The 16,020-nt window shown below is 38.5% G+C and carries 18 protein-coding genes; 13 read left to right on the plus strand and 5 right to left on the minus strand.

The genetic code is table 11. The annotated features are described in order from the left end of the window. Positions 1-60 precede the first annotated feature (60 nt). Complete coding sequence (locus FA727_RS05300; protein ID WP_136829710.1) at positions 61-1,062, minus strand: M14 family metallopeptidase; 1,002 nt, start codon at positions 1,060-1,062, stop codon at positions 61-63. Positions 1,063-1,281: 219 nt separating this feature from the next. On the opposite strand from FA727_RS05300, the gene FA727_RS05305 reads away from it, so the two are divergent. Genes FA727_RS05305 through FA727_RS05325 form a run of 5 tightly spaced genes read left to right on the plus strand, consistent with a single transcriptional unit; the run spans position 1,282 to position 7,070 of the window. Next, positions 1,282-2,832, plus strand: coding sequence for an ABC transporter ATP-binding protein (locus tag FA727_RS05305; protein ID WP_306461652.1), 1,551 nt, complete (start codon positions 1,282-1,284; stop codon positions 2,830-2,832). After that, positions 2,810-3,931: an ABC transporter permease gene (locus FA727_RS05310; RefSeq protein ID WP_136829711.1), complete on the plus strand. Its 1,122-nt coding sequence runs from the start codon at positions 2,810-2,812 to the stop codon at positions 3,929-3,931. The genes FA727_RS05305 and FA727_RS05310 overlap by 23 nt, the downstream gene beginning before the upstream one ends. A 7-nt stretch (positions 3,932-3,938) precedes the next feature. Next, positions 3,939-4,868 carry an ABC transporter permease gene (locus FA727_RS05315; protein WP_246041693.1) on the plus strand — a complete coding sequence of 310 codons (930 nt, stop codon included), beginning with the start codon at positions 3,939-3,941 and terminating at the stop codon, positions 4,866-4,868. 56 nt (positions 4,869-4,924) lie between these two features. Continuing rightward, a complete protein-coding gene (locus FA727_RS05320) occupies positions 4,925-6,067 on the plus strand; it encodes a BMP family ABC transporter substrate-binding protein (protein ID WP_136829712.1) in 1,143 nt (380 codons plus the stop codon). A gap of 19 nt (positions 6,068-6,086) precedes the next feature. After that, positions 6,087-7,070, plus strand: a complete 984-nt coding sequence (locus tag FA727_RS05325) for an aromatic ring-hydroxylating dioxygenase subunit alpha (protein WP_136829713.1) — start codon at positions 6,087-6,089, stop codon at positions 7,068-7,070. 36 nt (positions 7,071-7,106) lie between these two features. Here FA727_RS05325 and FA727_RS05330 read toward each other — a convergent pair whose 3' ends face one another. After that, positions 7,107-7,589 carry a hypothetical protein gene (locus FA727_RS05330; protein ID WP_136829714.1) on the minus strand — a complete coding sequence of 161 codons (483 nt, stop codon included), beginning with the start codon at positions 7,587-7,589 and terminating at the stop codon, positions 7,107-7,109. Positions 7,590-7,775: 186 nt separating this feature from the next. Here FA727_RS05330 and FA727_RS24885 point away from each other — a divergent pair, with 186 nt between their 5' ends. From FA727_RS24885 to nspC, 4 genes are all read left to right on the plus strand, one after another. Beyond that, the gene (locus FA727_RS24885) at positions 7,776-7,907 is read left to right on the plus strand and encodes a hypothetical protein (RefSeq protein WP_281280844.1); all 132 of its coding nucleotides are present in this window, start codon (positions 7,776-7,778) and stop codon (positions 7,905-7,907) included. A 311-nt stretch (positions 7,908-8,218) separates the two neighbouring features. After that, a complete protein-coding gene (locus FA727_RS05335) occupies positions 8,219-8,410 on the plus strand; it encodes a hypothetical protein (RefSeq protein ID WP_136829715.1) in 192 nt (63 codons plus the stop codon). Positions 8,411-9,132: 722 nt separating this feature from the next. Further along, the gene (locus FA727_RS05340; protein WP_136829716.1) at positions 9,133-10,365 is read left to right on the plus strand and encodes a saccharopine dehydrogenase family protein; all 1,233 of its coding nucleotides are present in this window, start codon (positions 9,133-9,135) and stop codon (positions 10,363-10,365) included. Position 10,366: 1 nt separating this feature from the next. Beyond that, on the plus strand, positions 10,367-11,494 hold the full coding sequence (nspC, locus tag FA727_RS05345) for a carboxynorspermidine decarboxylase (protein WP_136829717.1): 1,128 nt from the start codon (positions 10,367-10,369) through the stop codon (positions 11,492-11,494). 47 nt (positions 11,495-11,541) lie between these two features. Here the strand turns inward: nspC and FA727_RS05350 are convergent, their stop codons facing one another. Beyond that, on the minus strand, positions 11,542-12,054 hold the full coding sequence (locus FA727_RS05350) for a DUF4367 domain-containing protein (RefSeq protein ID WP_246041695.1): 513 nt from the start codon (positions 12,052-12,054) through the stop codon (positions 11,542-11,544). Positions 12,055-12,313: 259 nt separating this feature from the next. On the opposite strand from FA727_RS05350, the gene FA727_RS05355 reads away from it, so the two are divergent. The 4 genes from FA727_RS05355 to FA727_RS05370 are packed head-to-tail and all read left to right on the plus strand — an operon-like array spanning position 12,314 to position 14,527. Continuing rightward, on the plus strand, positions 12,314-13,288 hold the full coding sequence (locus FA727_RS05355) for an NAD(P)H-dependent flavin oxidoreductase (protein ID WP_136829719.1): 975 nt from the start codon (positions 12,314-12,316) through the stop codon (positions 13,286-13,288). A gap of 14 nt (positions 13,289-13,302) precedes the next feature. Beyond that, positions 13,303-13,716 (plus strand): NUDIX hydrolase, encoded by a 414-nt coding sequence (locus tag FA727_RS05360; RefSeq protein WP_136829720.1) that lies wholly within the window; start codon positions 13,303-13,305, stop codon positions 13,714-13,716. Positions 13,717-13,726: 10 nt separating this feature from the next. Next, complete coding sequence (locus tag FA727_RS05365; protein ID WP_136829721.1) at positions 13,727-14,023, plus strand: antibiotic biosynthesis monooxygenase family protein; 297 nt, start codon at positions 13,727-13,729, stop codon at positions 14,021-14,023. A 24-nt stretch (positions 14,024-14,047) separates the two neighbouring features. Then, entirely contained in the window at positions 14,048-14,527 is a 480-nt protein-coding gene (locus FA727_RS05370; RefSeq protein WP_136829722.1) for a DinB family protein, read from the plus strand. A 48-nt stretch (positions 14,528-14,575) separates the two neighbouring features. Here the strand turns inward: FA727_RS05370 and FA727_RS05375 are convergent, their stop codons facing one another. Together FA727_RS05375 and queF are read right to left on the minus strand one after the other, a co-directional pair. After that, entirely contained in the window at positions 14,576-15,469 is an 894-nt protein-coding gene (locus FA727_RS05375; protein WP_246041697.1) for an RMD1 family protein, read from the minus strand. A gap of 46 nt (positions 15,470-15,515) precedes the next feature. After that, entirely contained in the window at positions 15,516-16,016 is a 501-nt protein-coding gene (gene queF, locus FA727_RS05380; protein WP_136829724.1) for a preQ(1) synthase, read from the minus strand. Between the last annotated feature and the right edge of the window lie 4 nt (positions 16,017-16,020).

The raw sequence follows: 16,020 nt of genomic DNA on the forward strand, positions 1-16,020 counted from the left end.
CATTTCATACATTGATTACTGTATAAAAGAACCCCTCGAATTGGAAATGGAGGGGTTCTTTTATGGATTTTTTCGTTCATAAGCTTTTTTCGCTAAAAACAAGCCAATTTCTTTATTGCGTTCCCAGATTGTCGGGAAAGAACTTAGCGGGAGATTGGTATCCTCAACGAATGAGCCAATTTCTACTGTTAAAGCGGGTCTTTTAAAATGCAGCACAAACCAATCTGTATACCCTCCACCTTGCTGATATATTTTGGGTTCTTCTAGTTCATATTTTGTGATATCTGCTACTTTTTCTGCAATATTATAATAATCCTCTAAAACTTCGGTTGTGTGAGTCAGGCCCCACCGATGAAATCCCCAAAATAACATATTCCCAGAAGAATGATAAGAAGCGACAAGTTCTGGATCAATTTCGTAAGTGAAATCCACTAAGGCCTTCACTTCTTTTGCTTCAAGTGGCTCCGTTCCTTTATAAAATTGATAACTCGGATTTAAGCTTACTCCTTTTAGTCCTTCCCAATTTGCAGGGTATTGTCGATTTAAATCAATGCCTTGAAGGTTTGCTTTCCATCGATTAAAGTCCTTTGAGCCTTTGTTCATCTGGATTAGATTTGAATGGATATAGGCAGGAAAGGCATAGAGGCCGAACTGTTGCAATGTAACCCCATCTGGATTAACCATTGGAACTACCCATATCGAGACTGTTTCTAAAATTCGTGGAGAAAATTGTTCGATCGCTTGATTCGATTCATAGGCATCGGCATAGGTTTCAATCATTTTCATCAAGAGAGCACTTGTTAACCATTCTCTCGCATGATGAGCACCGTGTAATAGAATCGTTGTCTCGCCATTCCCAAGTTTAAGGGCCCATATCTTTCTTCCTAAGCCTGTTGAAGTTAATGATTTGAATGTAATGAGGTCAGGATGAAGGGCGGCTAAATTTTCAATATCTTTTGTTAATGCCTCATAAGTATATAATTCCTTCGTGTTTACAATAGCAGCGTGTCCTACTGATGGAAGGCACCAAAAACATAGAAATATCAATACGATTCGTTTCATGTCAATATCCTTTGTAAAATTGTGACTTTAATAGTTATTTTGAGTTAACTTCGGTATTTTCATGACAGTTTTTGTTAGTACTATAGAACCAAAATGAATGCGTTTAAAAATTGTTTTGTGTCAGATTATTTGACACGGTGATAGACCCTTATTATACCGTGATATATAATTTAGAAAATTCAATGATTTAAAGTGATAAACAAATGAGGTGTGAAGCAATTGACAACCTATGCAGTAGAAATGCAAGGCATTGTGAAGACATTTGGCGAGGTAGTGGCCTGTAATCATGTGAACTTTTCTGTGAAAAAAGGAGAAATCCACGCCTTGCTCGGTGAGAACGGGGCAGGAAAAAGCACAATCATGAGCATGTTATCTGGCATCTACAAGGCAGATAGTGGCAGTATCTCTATTCATGGACACACTAGTCGGATTCGGTCACCAAAGGAATCGATGGAATTAGGCATTGGCATGGTTCACCAAAATTTCCGACTCGTGCCAACGTTAACTGCGATTGAGAATATTATTTTAGGAGAGAAAAAGGATGTTTGGCGAGGTGCTTCGTGGCGAGCACGAAAAGAAGAAGAAATCGCCATTTTTGCAAATAATTATGGACTTATTTTTCCAATGAATGTGCCCATTTGGCATTTATCTGTAGGTGAACAGCAACGTGTGGAAATTGTGAAAACTCTTTACCGAGGGGCAGACATTATCATTTTTGATGAACCGACTTCCGTGTTAACGCCAGGAGAAGCTGACCAATTATTCGAAACGATGAAAGAACTAAAACGGAATGGGAAAACGATGATCATCACGACTCATAAGCTAAAGGAAGTGATGACTGTTGCGGACGAAATATCGGTAATGAGAAAAGGGGAAATGATTGCACACATAAAGCGTGAGGACACAACCATGCAAGAATTAGCACAACTTATGGTTGGTCGAGATTTATCACAAGGCTTTGAACTTCCTTCTATAGAAAATGGAAAGCGGATTCTAATTGTGGAGGATTTGCTTGTTAAAGGCGAACAAGGAATGACAGCGTTAAATAAGATTGGCTTTACTATTCATGAACATGAGATTGTCGGAGTTGCTGGTGTTGCAGGAAATGGGCAAAAAGAGTTGGCAGAAGCACTGACAGGCTTGATTCATTGGCAAGACGGCACGGTTATTTTGAATAAGGAATTGTTATCTAAGCCTTCCGTACAAAGCCTAATCGATAAAGGAATTGCCCATATTCCAGAAAATCGAATGAAAAGTGGATTGGCTGGTGATTTAGGAATTGTCGATAATCTCCTTTTTAAAACGTATCGAAACAAAGAAAGGACGAAGTTTAGTTTACTGCAGAAGAAGAAGAATCAAAAATGGGCGAAGGAACTGATTGAAAAATTTGATGTTAGAACCCCTGATTTACATAGTCCAGTCAAACAGCTATCAGGTGGAAATCAACAAAAACTATTATTCGCAAGAGAAATTGATCAAGAGCCAAAGCTTATTATTGCTTTGCATCCGACACAAGGTCTTGATGTTGGAGCAACGGAAGCAGTACACAATATGCTGATCAAATTGCGTGCAACAGGTAGTGGGGTACTTCTTATCTCAGAAGATTTAGACGAAGTGATGCAGCTATCTGACAAAATATTGGTTATATACAATGGCCAAATCCAAGGTGTGTTGAGTCGTGATGCAGCGGATAAAGATGAAATTGGTCAATTAATGGCTGGATTAGAGGTAAGAAAGGAGCCAATCTATGAGTCAGCGAACCTCCATTGAGCAAGCCACTGTAGAAATAAAAACATCCAATAAGGGAGTGTTCCCTTATCGATTCGAATACAACCCACATAAGAAAACAAACAGCTTCATAGTCCCGATTGTCTCAACGATTGTCGCCCTTATTTTATGTGCCATCTTTATTGTCATAAATGGAATGAATCCACTAACCGTTTACGGAAAAATGGTACAAGGCGCATTCGGTTCCAGTTTTGGGATAAGCGAAACATTGTTAAAAGCAACACCATTGTTACTATGTGCTCTCGGAGTGGGGATTGCCTATCGCATTTCTATTTGGAATATCGGAGCCGAGGGTCAATTTATTTTAGGAGCAATAGGAGCGACGGCTGTCACGATATTTTTGCCGAATTTACCTGGTCCCTTATATATTCCGCTGATGGTTGTTGCCGGCATCATTTTTGGAGGACTTTGGGGATTATTCACAGCAATTCCTCGTACATACTTTCGAGTCAATGAATTAATTACATCTCTGATGCTGAACTATGTGGCCCTTTTACTATTGGATTATTTGGTGTTTGAACCATGGAGAGATCCAGAAGGCTTTAACTTTCCTGGAACACCTTTGTTCACACCATTTCAAATGCTTGCCACAATCGGTGGTACTAGACTTAACCAGGGTTTAATTATTGCGGTTGTTGCGGTGAGTGTATTCACATTTTTACTGGCAAAAACAAAATGGGGTTACGAATTAAGGTTGCTTGGTGCGAATCCAACTGCGGCTGCTTATTCCGGTATTAAAGTCAACAAACATATCTTACTTGTCATGATGATTAGTGGAGGGCTTGCAGGGTTAGCAGGTTCGATTGAAGTGTCCGGGGTGGCACATCGCCTCATGTATGGGATTTCACCAGGGTACGGATATACGGCAATCATTGTTGCTTGGTTAGCCAAGTTAAATCCATTCGCGATGATTTTTACCTCCATTTTTATCGGTGGACTCATTGTTGGTGGATATAGCGTGCAGACGATTGGCTTACCTTCATCAATGTCGCTAATGCTTCAGGGAGCAATCTTGCTTTGTTTAATCGCCGGTGAAATGCTTAGTAAATTTCGTTTGCGAAAGGCAACAGGAGAGGAGTGAGTTTTAAGTGGATACAGCGATTATTTTAATGTCAGCAGCGATATCGGCTGGGACACCATTGTTATTTGCAGTGTTAGGTGGAATTTTAAATGAAAAAGTTGGGGTTATCAATCTTGGCACAGAAGGAATCATGCTGATTGGGGCTGTTACATCCTGTATTGTCTTTTTACAAACAGAAAATCTCTTCCTTACCTTTCTTGCAGCATTACTTGCAAGTGCTGGACTTGGACTTATACATGCTTTTGTTTGTATCTCATTACGAGCCAATCAAATTGTTAGTGGCCTTGCAATCACACTATTCGGAACAGGTTTCAGTGCCTATCTTGGAAAATCAGTAGCAGGTTCAGCTTTGCCTGTTTCTGTGCCAAAGATTGAACTTTCCTGGTTAGAGCCAATTCCTTTTATCGGAAGGGTATTCGGGAACTTAGATATCTTCAGTTGGCTTTGTATTTTCGTAGCTATTGTCATGTATTTTTACATGTATAAAACGTCTTGGGGCCTTCATTTGAAAGCGGTCGGTGATAGTCCTTCTACTTCTGATGTGATGGGAGTCTCGGTCGATGGTTATCGATACTTTCACGTCATTCTAGGTTCGATGCTAATGGGTCTTTCTGGATTCTATTTAATCATGGTGTATTCACCGAACTGGATTGAAGGGATGACAGCTGGTAGAGGTTGGATCGCCATTGCGCTCATTATTTTTGCGAGATGGAATCCGTTGTATGCCCTCGCTTGTGCCTACTTCTTTGGTGGTCTTGATGCTCTCGGCTTCCGGTTTCAGTTACTTGAAGTTGCGATCCCATCTTATTTCTTAAAAATGATCCCGTATATTGCCACGATCATTGTACTCATGTTTGTTGGCTGGAAAAATCGCCATAAGCCACCGATTGAGCCAAAAGCATTAGGAGTACCATATTTCCGTGAACAACGATTTTGAGGAGGTGAACTTTTTAGTAGATTTAAAGTTTTTCATAAAAAGGGGGATATTGTTGAATGAAAAAAGTCTTAGGTATTTTTATGATTCTTTTACTATTTATGCTGGCTGCTTGTTCGCAAGGGACAACTAAAACGAGTGAGTCTGCTAAGACCGAGGAGAAGTCAGAAGAAACAACTGGAGAAGCGACAGAAACGGAAGAAAAAGAATTGCCGAAGGTTGCTTTTGTCTATATCGGTGTTCCAGGAGATGGTGGCTGGACGTATGAACATGATCAAGCAAGAAAACTAGTGGACGAAACATTTGGCATTACATCAACAACAGTAGAGAACGTACCTGAGGGTCCAGATGCAGAGCGTGTTATTGAAGAACTCGCGCAGGATCACGATATTATTTTTACAACAAGCTTTGGTTATATGGATCCAACATTTAATGTAGCACAGAAATATCCTGAAGTTTTATTCATGCATGCAACTGGCTACAAAACTGCTGAGAATATGGGAACATACCAAGGACGAGGTTATCAACCTGCTTATTTAGCTGGTATTGCCGCTGGAATGTTATCATTGAACAATAAGATTGGGTATGTTGGGGCATTCCCACTTCCTGAAGTCATCTATACGATAAATGCTTTTACATTAGGGGCACAAAGCGTCAATCCTGATGCAGAGGTTTCGGTAGTTTGGAGTAACACATGGTTCGACCCAACTACGGAAAGACAAGCAGCAGTGAGCTTGCTTGATCAAGGCGTAGACGTACTTGCTAATTATCAAGATTCTCCTGCAGGTATCCAAGCAGCGGCGGAACGTGGTGTTTGGGGCATGGGGAATGATTCAGATATGAACGAATATGCGCCAGAAACCTATGTGACAAATCCAATCTTAAACTGGGGACCTTATTATGTAGATGTTGTACAGAGTGTTATTGATGAAACTTGGAAGAGCGAGGCTGTCTTCTATGGATTTAAAGAAGGGATGGTTGAACTAGCTCCATTCGGTAAAAATGTTCCGCAAGAGGTTCAAGATGCAGTAGAAGCAAAGAAAAAGGAAATTGTCGATGGTACTTTTGATATTTTCAAAGGCCCTATTTATGATCAAGCTGGCAATATTAAAATTAATGATGGTGAAACTTTAGCAGATCCAGATATTTTAAGTATGAACTGGTTTGTTAAGGGCGTAAAAGGAACGATTCCAGCAGAATAATAGGAGAGGATGCGCTAATATGCTAGTAGAAGATCCCGTGTTGCTTCATCAATGGCATCCTGTCCTGATGTCTAAAGATTTAACGGAGGAACCCAAAGGAGTTGAGGTTCTCGGTGAAAAAGTAGTCGTCTTTCGTACATCAAAAGGTGTTCATGCATTTAAAGACTTATGTATTCACCGAGGGGTTCCGTTATCCCTGGGAAAAGTAGAAAATGATGAAATTGTTTGTGCCTATCATGGCTGGACGTATAATGGCTGCGGGGCTTGCACAAAAATTCCATCCATGCCAAAGGGAAGGGTAATCCCTTCGAAGGCAAAAACAACGACATATAGCTGTGCAGAAAAATTTGGTTTTGTGTGGATCTGTCTCGGGTTTCCCCCTGAAACGGAACCAACGATTGGGACGAACACTTTTGATAACCCTGATTATGTGAGAGTCGTTATGGGGCCTTATGATGTTCAGGCTGCAGGTCCACGAGTAGTTGAGAACTTTCTTGACGTGTCCCATCTTATGTATGTACATGAGGGACTTCTTGGAGATAGTGCATATTCTGAAATTAGTGATTATCGTGTCCATGAGATCAATGGCCAGCTTGTCACAGATGAAATTGAAGTCTATCAACCTGACCCAGATGGTAGAGGATATGGGGTACATTCCTTATACAAATATAAGGTTCATAAACCTCTCACCGTTTCTTTCACAAAAAAGATAGTCGGTTCTGAGAATTTTTTTGAGCTCTATTTAATAGTTTTACCTGTGACAGAGGCATCAAGTGTCGCATTCATGATTATGGAAAGAAACTATGCCTTAGATGATCCTGATGAGATATTTATAGCTTTTCAGGATGTTCTAATCGAGCAAGATCGAGTCATCGTTGAAAACCAAAAACCTGAACTGCTACCACTCGATCTCCAAGCAGAACTGCATCTAAAATGCGACCGATTGAGCATCGCTTATCGCAGGATGTTGGGGGAAATCGAGATTACTTTTGGTACGGCATGAGGAAAAAACTGCACCTCGAAATGGAGGTGCAGTTTTTTATGTGAGAGGAAGTTCTTTCTTTTTATTCATTTTTCCAAATAAATATTGTAATGCATACAAAATATACGTCTTATAGTGATAGTAAAGAAAGAATTGGAAATGCGATAATCTGTTTAGTCCTACAATTTTAAATTTCTTAAGAACATCGATGAAGAAAAATGCAAAGATTCCGTTAGAAATGGCATTGAACAGCAAATACTTTTTAAAATTTCCAAATGAAAGGTTAAGCATCCATATTGAAAAGGGGATGAAAAGACCTATATCAAAAGGAAGTTCATCTCTCACAAAAAATTTCCGCTTATCGTAAAACTTCCACCACTTTCTCTTCCGTCCGTACATGTGATTGATGATTTCAAAAATCCCTATTAATACACTTGAAAGCAGATAACGTTTGAGATTCTTCTTTTTCATAAAAAGCAAGGAAAGCCATGGAATGGTTAAGATCATTAGATTAAAGATGATGTGCCTCTTCGATGCCATAATTGAAAACACCTCGATTTGTTATGTATGTTGCTTTTATAAATTAACCAAAATAAGAGTTATTTAATCTAATTGAAAACAGGAATTAAACACACGTCTATTTTTTAGAAAAACTACGCACAAAAATGAATGAGCTGCATATATTATCTATTGTGTGAGATATTCGGATGGAAGGAAGTATGAACAATGAAAGACCAAGTAATCTCTATTACAAAAGAATGGCCAAAGGGAGGGGATGGATATAAAGTCGTCAGAGTCGAAGTATCTGACCCTAGTGAAAACCTATATGCGGTTTGCACTCCAATCAAAAAGCAATAATCGTCTTTTATAAAAGCCACCTCAGGTTGAATTCGAGAGGTGGCTTTTAAAATGAATATTCAAAAAATTTATATTTTTACTGACGTTGCTATTAAAATATAGTTTCCATTTTCGTGATCCTACTCCTAATTACTAGAGATAGTAGAGGAAGAAATATTAGCATACTATATTAGGAACACTTATTATTTTTCGGAAAATTATAGCATTTCTCATTCATATTTACATAGAAAAATTGCTGTGCTACTATCAGCATGGTTTTGAATTCATAGAAGAAAATAGGCAGCAAATTATTTATCAAGGAGTTATGAGAAATGATAGGGAATGAGGTTCACCCAGTCGAGAACATGGAACTTTTGAGTGAAATTATTCAATTAAAAACAGAGAAGAATAAATTATATCGCCAAAGTGGTCCAAATAGTTCTGGTTATCTAGATGTTTCGCTACGACTCAATCTACTTATGACGAAGTACATTGATGAAAAGATCGAAAATTTAGCAAAATAGAAGAGCAAGAAATTAATGTGTGAAAGCAGCTTTCGATGGGAGAGTTGCTTTTTGTTTTATGAGAAATTGCAAAAGAAGTTCTTAAGACACCCAGTTTTACCATAGAAAAAACGCTATTAATAGTTGAAAAATCTATTTCAAAAAAACACCAAAAAAATTAATTGAAATAAATTTTATTTTTTTGTAGATATTTTTATTATTTGTTGTTACTATAGTGAAGGAATTATTAGTGGAAAGCAGATATTTCAATATCAGGGTCTTTCCAAGCAGATAATTTTTGACCACTTTTTTTCGAAAAAGTTAAGGCAACGGTTCGCCGGGTCAAATGCCGATTGGCAACTTAGTTGCCTTATTGATTGAGTTAAAAGCTCAAATTTTATAAGTTGGTTACTTTACAACCAGTGTGCAAATGCATATCAACTTGTGAAACGGTCAATAAGAGTAGTAAAAGTAATTATTTGCTATATAGACTCTGAACCTATTGATATATTCTAATATTGAAAAGCTCTTTCCATGAAAATTGGGTTACTCTGGTTATATACCAGTACTATGTCTATCATGATGCTTTTCTAAAAATGATTATATCTCAAGCAAGTGGATGCGCATGTCATGCGTTATTTCACTTGCTTTTTTATTGTTTAAATGACCGTGAACAAAACCTTTTTTAAGGGCGACCAGTCGTCTGATGCTTCAAAAATTTCTTTTAAGAAGGAGATAGGAAAATGGGAAAAGCGCTTATTATCGGTTGTGGAGGAGTGGCACAAGTAGCCATTCATAAATGTGTACAAAACAGTGAGGTTTTCGAAGAGATTTGTATCGCGAGCCGTACAAAATCTAAATGTGATAATTTAAAAGCAAAATTAGATGGTGGAAAAACGAAGATTACAACAGCACAAGTTGATGCAAACAATGTTGATGAGCTAATTGCTTTAATTGAAGAAGTAAAGCCAGATATCGTTATGAACCTAGCATTACCTTATCAAGATTTAACAATTATGGATGCATGTCTTGCAACGAAGACTCATTACATGGATACAGCAAACTATGAGCCAGAAGATACGGCGAAATTTGAATACAAATGGCAATGGGATTACAAAGAGCGTTTTGAAGAAGCTGGCATTACAGCACTACTTGGAAGTGGATTTGACCCAGGCGTAACAGGTGTATTCACTGCTCATGCCCTAAAGCATCATTTTGATCATATTGAATACATCGATATTCTTGACTGTAACGGTGGTGATCACGGCTATCCGTTTGCAACGAACTTCAACCCTGAAATCAATATCCGTGAAGTATCAGCTAACGGAAGATACTGGGAGAATGGTGAGTGGATTGAAACAAAGCCAATGGAAATTAAGCGTGTGTATGATTTCGCTGAAGTTGGTGAAAAAGATATGTACCTTCTCTATCATGAAGAGCTTGAATCTCTTGCGAAAAACGTACCAGGACTTAAGCGTATCCGTTTCTTCATGACATTTGGTCAAAGCTACTTAATGCACTTAAAAGCCCTTGAAAACGTAGGAATGACTTCTATCGAGCCAATCGAATTCGAAGGTCAACAAATCATTCCATTACAGTTCTTGAAAGCTGTTTTACCAGATCCAGCTACACTTGGACCACGTACAAAAGGTAAAACAAATATCGGTTGTATTTTCCGTGGGAAGAAAGACGGAAAAGATAAAACTTACTATGTATACAATATTTGTGACCATGAAGCTTGCTACGCTGAAGTTGGTTCTCAAGCAGTTTCTTACACTACAGGTGTACCAGCGATGATCGGTGCGATGATGGTGATGACTGGAAAATGGAATAAGCCAGGCGTATTCAACATAGAAGAATTCGATCCAGATCCATTCATGGAAGCATTAAACAAGTGGGGATTACCATGGCAAGAAGATTTCAACCCAACTTTAGTTGATGCAGACGAAGTAAAAGAAGCGGAGCTTGTTCGCTAAAATGCGTTTTGAAGAACTACCAACACCTAGTTATGTAGTAGATGAAGCACTTTTAGAAAAGAATCTAAAAATCCTGAGCGGAGTCATGGAACGTACAGGAGCAAAGATTATTCTAGCGCAAAAAGCTTTTTCCATGTATTCCATGTATCCACTGATCGGTGAATATTTAAGTGGTACAGCAGCAAGTGGTTTATATGAAGCAAAGCTTGGTTACGAGGAGATGGGGAAGGAGAATCATGTCTTCTCCCCAGCTTATCGTGAGGATGAAATTGATGAGATTATTTCGTATTGTGACCACATCATTTTCAACTCTTTTTCACAGGTTGAAAAATACCGTGATAAAGTATTGAAGGCAGGGAAGAAATTCGGTCTTCGTATTAACCCTGAGTGCTCAACACAGGAAGGGCATGATATTTATAACCCTTGTGCAGTTGGTTCTCGTTTCGGGGTAACACGTGACCAGTTCCGTCCAGATTTATTGGAAGGAATGACAGGTTTTCACTTCCATACGCTTTGCCAGCAAAACTCTGACGATCTAGCAACAACTCTTGATGCGATTGAAGAGAAGTTTGGTGAGTGGCTTCCTCAGATGGAATGGATTAATTTCGGCGGTGGTCATCATATCACTCGTGAAGATTATGATATACCTTTACTGGAAGAATGCATTCGTCGTATGCAGGACAAGTATGGTTTAAAAGTGTATCTTGAGCCAGGTGAAGCTGTTGCTTTAAATGCTGGATTCTTAATCACGGAAGTTCTTGATACGATGAAAAACGGAATTGATATTGCGATTGTTGATACGTCTGCATCTTGTCATATGCCTGATGTATTGGAAATGCCTTATCGTCCTCCATTATTGGGTTCTGGTGAAGTAGGGGAAAAGCCGTTCACGTATCGCCTTGGTGGACCTACTTGTCTATCTGGCGATTTCATTGGGGAATATTCTTTTGATGAACCGTTGAAAAATGGCGATCGTTTAGTATTTGGTGATATGGCGATTTACTCAATGGTTAAGAATACAACATTTAATGGGATGGCATTGCCTTCGATTGCCGTACGTGATAAAAACGGGGATTGCCGTGTCTTGCACAAATTTGGATATGAAGATTTTAAGATGAGATTGACATAAAAGTTTGGGGCCACTTTCTGGGAATAGAAGGTGGCCTTTTGAATATGCTACTTTAACACTTTCATTGATCGTGCTATTTCAAGCATCATTTCTTTTGGTATCCTAGAGGAATCCATTTCTAACAGAGTCCCATTTTCTGCCCAGCGTAATACACCACCCGTAATGAGTTCACCTTTGTTATCAAACTCTCCACTGTTTCCCCATGCTGTAAAAAAACCTCTTTTTTCATTTATATTTATTTCTTCCGTGTTTGGAGTTATTGGTTTTTTAAAATTTATTGTCCATTTCCGTAGTTCAATGCCAACATATCGCATAGGATCTGTCTTATCCGTATAGTAGTGTAATCGGAAATAGCTAAAATGCTTCTTCGCGTCCATAGGGTATGTCTTAATTTCTAATGTCCAATCATCAGGTGTTTTTTCAGGTACAAGAACAGAAAAATCAACTTTTTCTTTGAGTTCTGGAAGTGTAACACTGTTATGTTCATAGTCGCGTTGGTCTGCTTGAGCGATTAATGGTATCTGTAGGAAGAGGGTGAATAGAAGTATTCTTAGAATCACGTTCATGTCCTCCTATATCGAATTGATGATAGTTTTTCCAAATTTGTTTGTTTTAGTGTAGATGAATAAATAAATTTTACATTTTTTAGGGACGAGCTGTTTCATATCATTATTTTCCTCCATTAATTGTTATACTTTTTCATAATTTCTAAATAAATTGACTACTATTAGTATATTGTAGTAATTTTTAATGTAGATACCGAACGTAATCCATCAATAATTTTTAGTCAAATGACTACTTTGAACGGAGGAATGTAATATGTCAAAGATTCCATCAGTTTTAGAAAATTTGAGAATTCCTGTGATTGGTTCACCACTTTTTATTATTAGTAATCCCAAGCTTGTGATTGCCCAGTGTAAGGCAGGGATTGTTGGTTCGATGCCAGCGTTGAATGCAAGACCAGCATCTCAACTTGATGAATGGTTAGCCGAAATTACGGAAGCGCTTATGGAGTTTAATGCAAAAAATCCGGAACGTCCAGCTGCACCATTTGCGATTAATCAAATCGTACACAAGTCAAATGATCGCCTTGAGCAAGACATGGAATTATGTGTGAAATACAAGGTTCCAGTCATTATCACGTCCCTTGGAGCACGTGAAGAAGTGAATGTAGCGGCACACAGTTACGGAGGAATAGTGCTTCATGATGTGATCAACAATAAATTTGCCCATAAAGCGATTGATAAAGGGGCAGATGGTTTGATTGCAGTTGCTACAGGTGCTGGCGGGCATGCAGGGAGTAAGAGCCCCTTTGCATTGGTTCAAGAAATTCGTCAATGGTTTGATGGTCCACTAGCTTTAGCTGGTTCAATTGCGAATGGGAAATCTATTTTAGCAGCGCAAGCAATGGGAGCTGATTTTGCTTACATAGGATCGCCGTTTATTGCAACCCACGAGGCGAGAGCTGCTCAAGAATATAAGCAAGCCATCGTCGATTCTACATCTGATGACATTGTTTATAGTAATCTATTTACTGGTGTTCATGGAAACTATCTAGCACCGTCCATTCGTGCAGCTGGTCTAGATCCAAATGCTCTTCCGGAGAGCGATCCTTCGAAAATGAATTTTGGTGGAGAAGGGAAAGCAAAAGCGTGGAAGGACATTTGGGGCAGTGGGCAAGGAATTGGGGTTATCAATGAAGTCACTGGTGCTGGTGAATATGTTGATAAGCTTCATCAAGAGTACATTGAAGCAAGAGACAATTTGTTGAAGGTGAGTCAGGTATTTGCTTGAAGTTAGGGGAAGAAATGGAAAATACTATTGTAGTAGCTGTTAAGGGAGTTATCGTACACAAAGGAAAGGTATTAATTGTAAAAAGAGCAGCAGATGATGTTGGTGGCGGTACGTGGGAATGTGTAGGTGGAAAAATTGATTTTGGTGAACAGTTAGAAACTGCCTTGATACGAGAGATTGAGGAAGAAGTGGGATTAACTATTACGGTTGAAAAGATTTTGTATGCTACAACCTTCAATACCGACCCAACACGCCAGGTTGTCATTCTTACATACTTATGTCGGTGCGATAGTGAAGCGGTTATTCTTTCAGAAGAACATAGTGAATATTTATGGGCTACGAGCAAGAAAATGAAAGCAATGCTTGCACCAGGTATCGTTACAGATTTTGAGAAGTACGATGTTTTTAAATTAGAAGGACTTCATTAGGGGGAATCATATGATACTTGAAGCCGCAATACTTCAGGTTAAACCAGGAATGGAAAAAGAATACGAGAATGCTTTCTGCAAAGCATCTACGATTATATCATCTATGAAAGGGTATGTTTCACACGAATTGCAGCGGTGTATGGAAGTGGATGGAAAATACTTACTTCTAGTACAGTGGGAGAATTTGGAGGATCACACCGTAGGTTTTAGACAATCTACTGAATATCAGGCATGGAAATCACTATTACATCACTTTTATGACCCATTTCCTATAGTTGAACATTTTGAAAAGATCAATTTAGATTAAATAAATGAAAAGGAGAGTGGTGACTTGGAACTATTTGTAAGTCAATATACTTGGATTCAAAAAACAAGGGAATTATTATTTCGTTATTGTGAAACAGTGTCTCCCGAAGATTATGTGAAAGAACTGGAAACCTTTGGAGGAGATTCGATCCTTGGACTGCAGGCGCATGTAGCAGATTGTTATCGAGCATGGCTAGGGACTCGTGCTCTTGGGAAATCCCTTGCAGCCATCAGTCCAGAGTCCATTAATAACGTACAAGAGATGCAAGAAGTTTATCGAAAAACTGATGAAATGGTATATGAATTTCTTCGTGAGTTTAATGGAAAATGGGAACAGAATGTTCCAGTTATGTTCGAAAATGGTAGACACGCAGAGTTCACTGCATTATGGCTTTTTACACACACAATTACGCACGAGTTTCATCATAAAGGACAAATAGTGAAAATGGGGAGAACCCTTGGATACATTCCACCAGATACGGACCTTATTGATCCTAAGTTATAATAGGAAGGCATGAACTCGACTTAGAAATGGGTTCATGCCTTCTATTATTCATCCCCAAATCTTCTCTATCAATGTCAAAACGATTTCGAAGAGAATAAGGATAACGATGATCCATTCGACAAAAAGGCCACGAATGGAATGGCTGATATTAGAAAATCCACCCATTATGTTGTAGAGTATTTCGGTTTTATCCTTAAGAATTTTATGACGGTCACTTAGTTCGAAAAATTCAAGCATGTTTTCATAAAAATCGTTGGCAGTACTGATTTGCCACGTTATATCTGGCTTGTCTAAAATCATAATATAGGAAATCGTATTGTACTCGTGGCGAATGATTTTGGCCATCGTGCGTGCGAGTTCTTTATTTCCGATGCGAAGCCTTCCTTTTTCCAAGCGGTCAATCATCGTTTCAAGTCTATCGTTAATCTTTTCGAGCTGTTCCTCAGTTTTCTCTAGTGCTACAGACTTCGCGAGAATCGTTGAGATAATCTCAGGATAGTAATCTTCAAATTCAGGCACGACGACATATTCGTCTGTCAATTCAATCTCGACATCATTATTAATATGTAGGCTGTAATCATCGCTGTAACGGTCTATGTTTGAAAGGTCGATTTCTGGTTCAAATGAGCGAATATATTTAAAAAAGGTACCCATATCTCCTTTGTTTGACATATTGATAAAAACAATGCTGCCAAAGGAAAAAACGAGAACTTGCTCTGCTTCTGCAACCGATCTTTTTAGAATGGATTGGAGAATTTCACCTTTAAGAATCAATGGTTCTTCCCAAGTAAACTTTTTTCGTATTCCACATTGAATGGCGATTTTGTTTAAATTAATCTCGTTCGTGATAGCAAATGCTTTGAAGGAAATGGGGTTCATAGATTTCACTCTTTTCCGCTTATTTGTTCTATCTCTATAATATTCTAACACGACCACGAACATGCTAAAACAGGAAAGAAGTCTTGAAAAATCAAGACTTCTTTGCGAATTAGCGATTATCAATTTTTTCAGGGTTTAGATCATGGTTCATTAAGCGGTGCATCGCCATTTCTTCGAATTTCGTACCTGGTTTTCCGTAGTTGCACCAAGGGTCGATCGAGATCCCACCACGTGGAGTAAATTTACCCCAAACTTCAATATAGCGAGGGTCAAGAAGTTTAATTAAATCGTTCATAATGATGTTGACACAATCCTCATGGAAATCTCCATGGTTTCTGAAGCTAAATAGATAAAGCTTTAAAGATTTGCTTTCCACGATTTTTTTATTAGGAATGTATGAGATATACATAGTAGCAAAATCGGGTTGAGAAGTGATTGGGCAAAGACTTGTAAATTCTGGACAGTTGAACTTTACGAAGTAGTCACGGTCAGAATGCAGATTATCAACAGACTCCAACACTTCTGGAGCATATTCAAATGAGTATTTTGTATTTTGGTTTCCTAATAAAGTTAAATCGTTTAATCCTTCTTCAGTTTTACGGCCTGACATAATT

This window comes from Robertmurraya kyonggiensis (assembly GCF_005116465.1).
Classification (GTDB): domain Bacteria; phylum Bacillota; class Bacilli; order Bacillales; family Cytobacillaceae; genus Robertmurraya; species Robertmurraya kyonggiensis.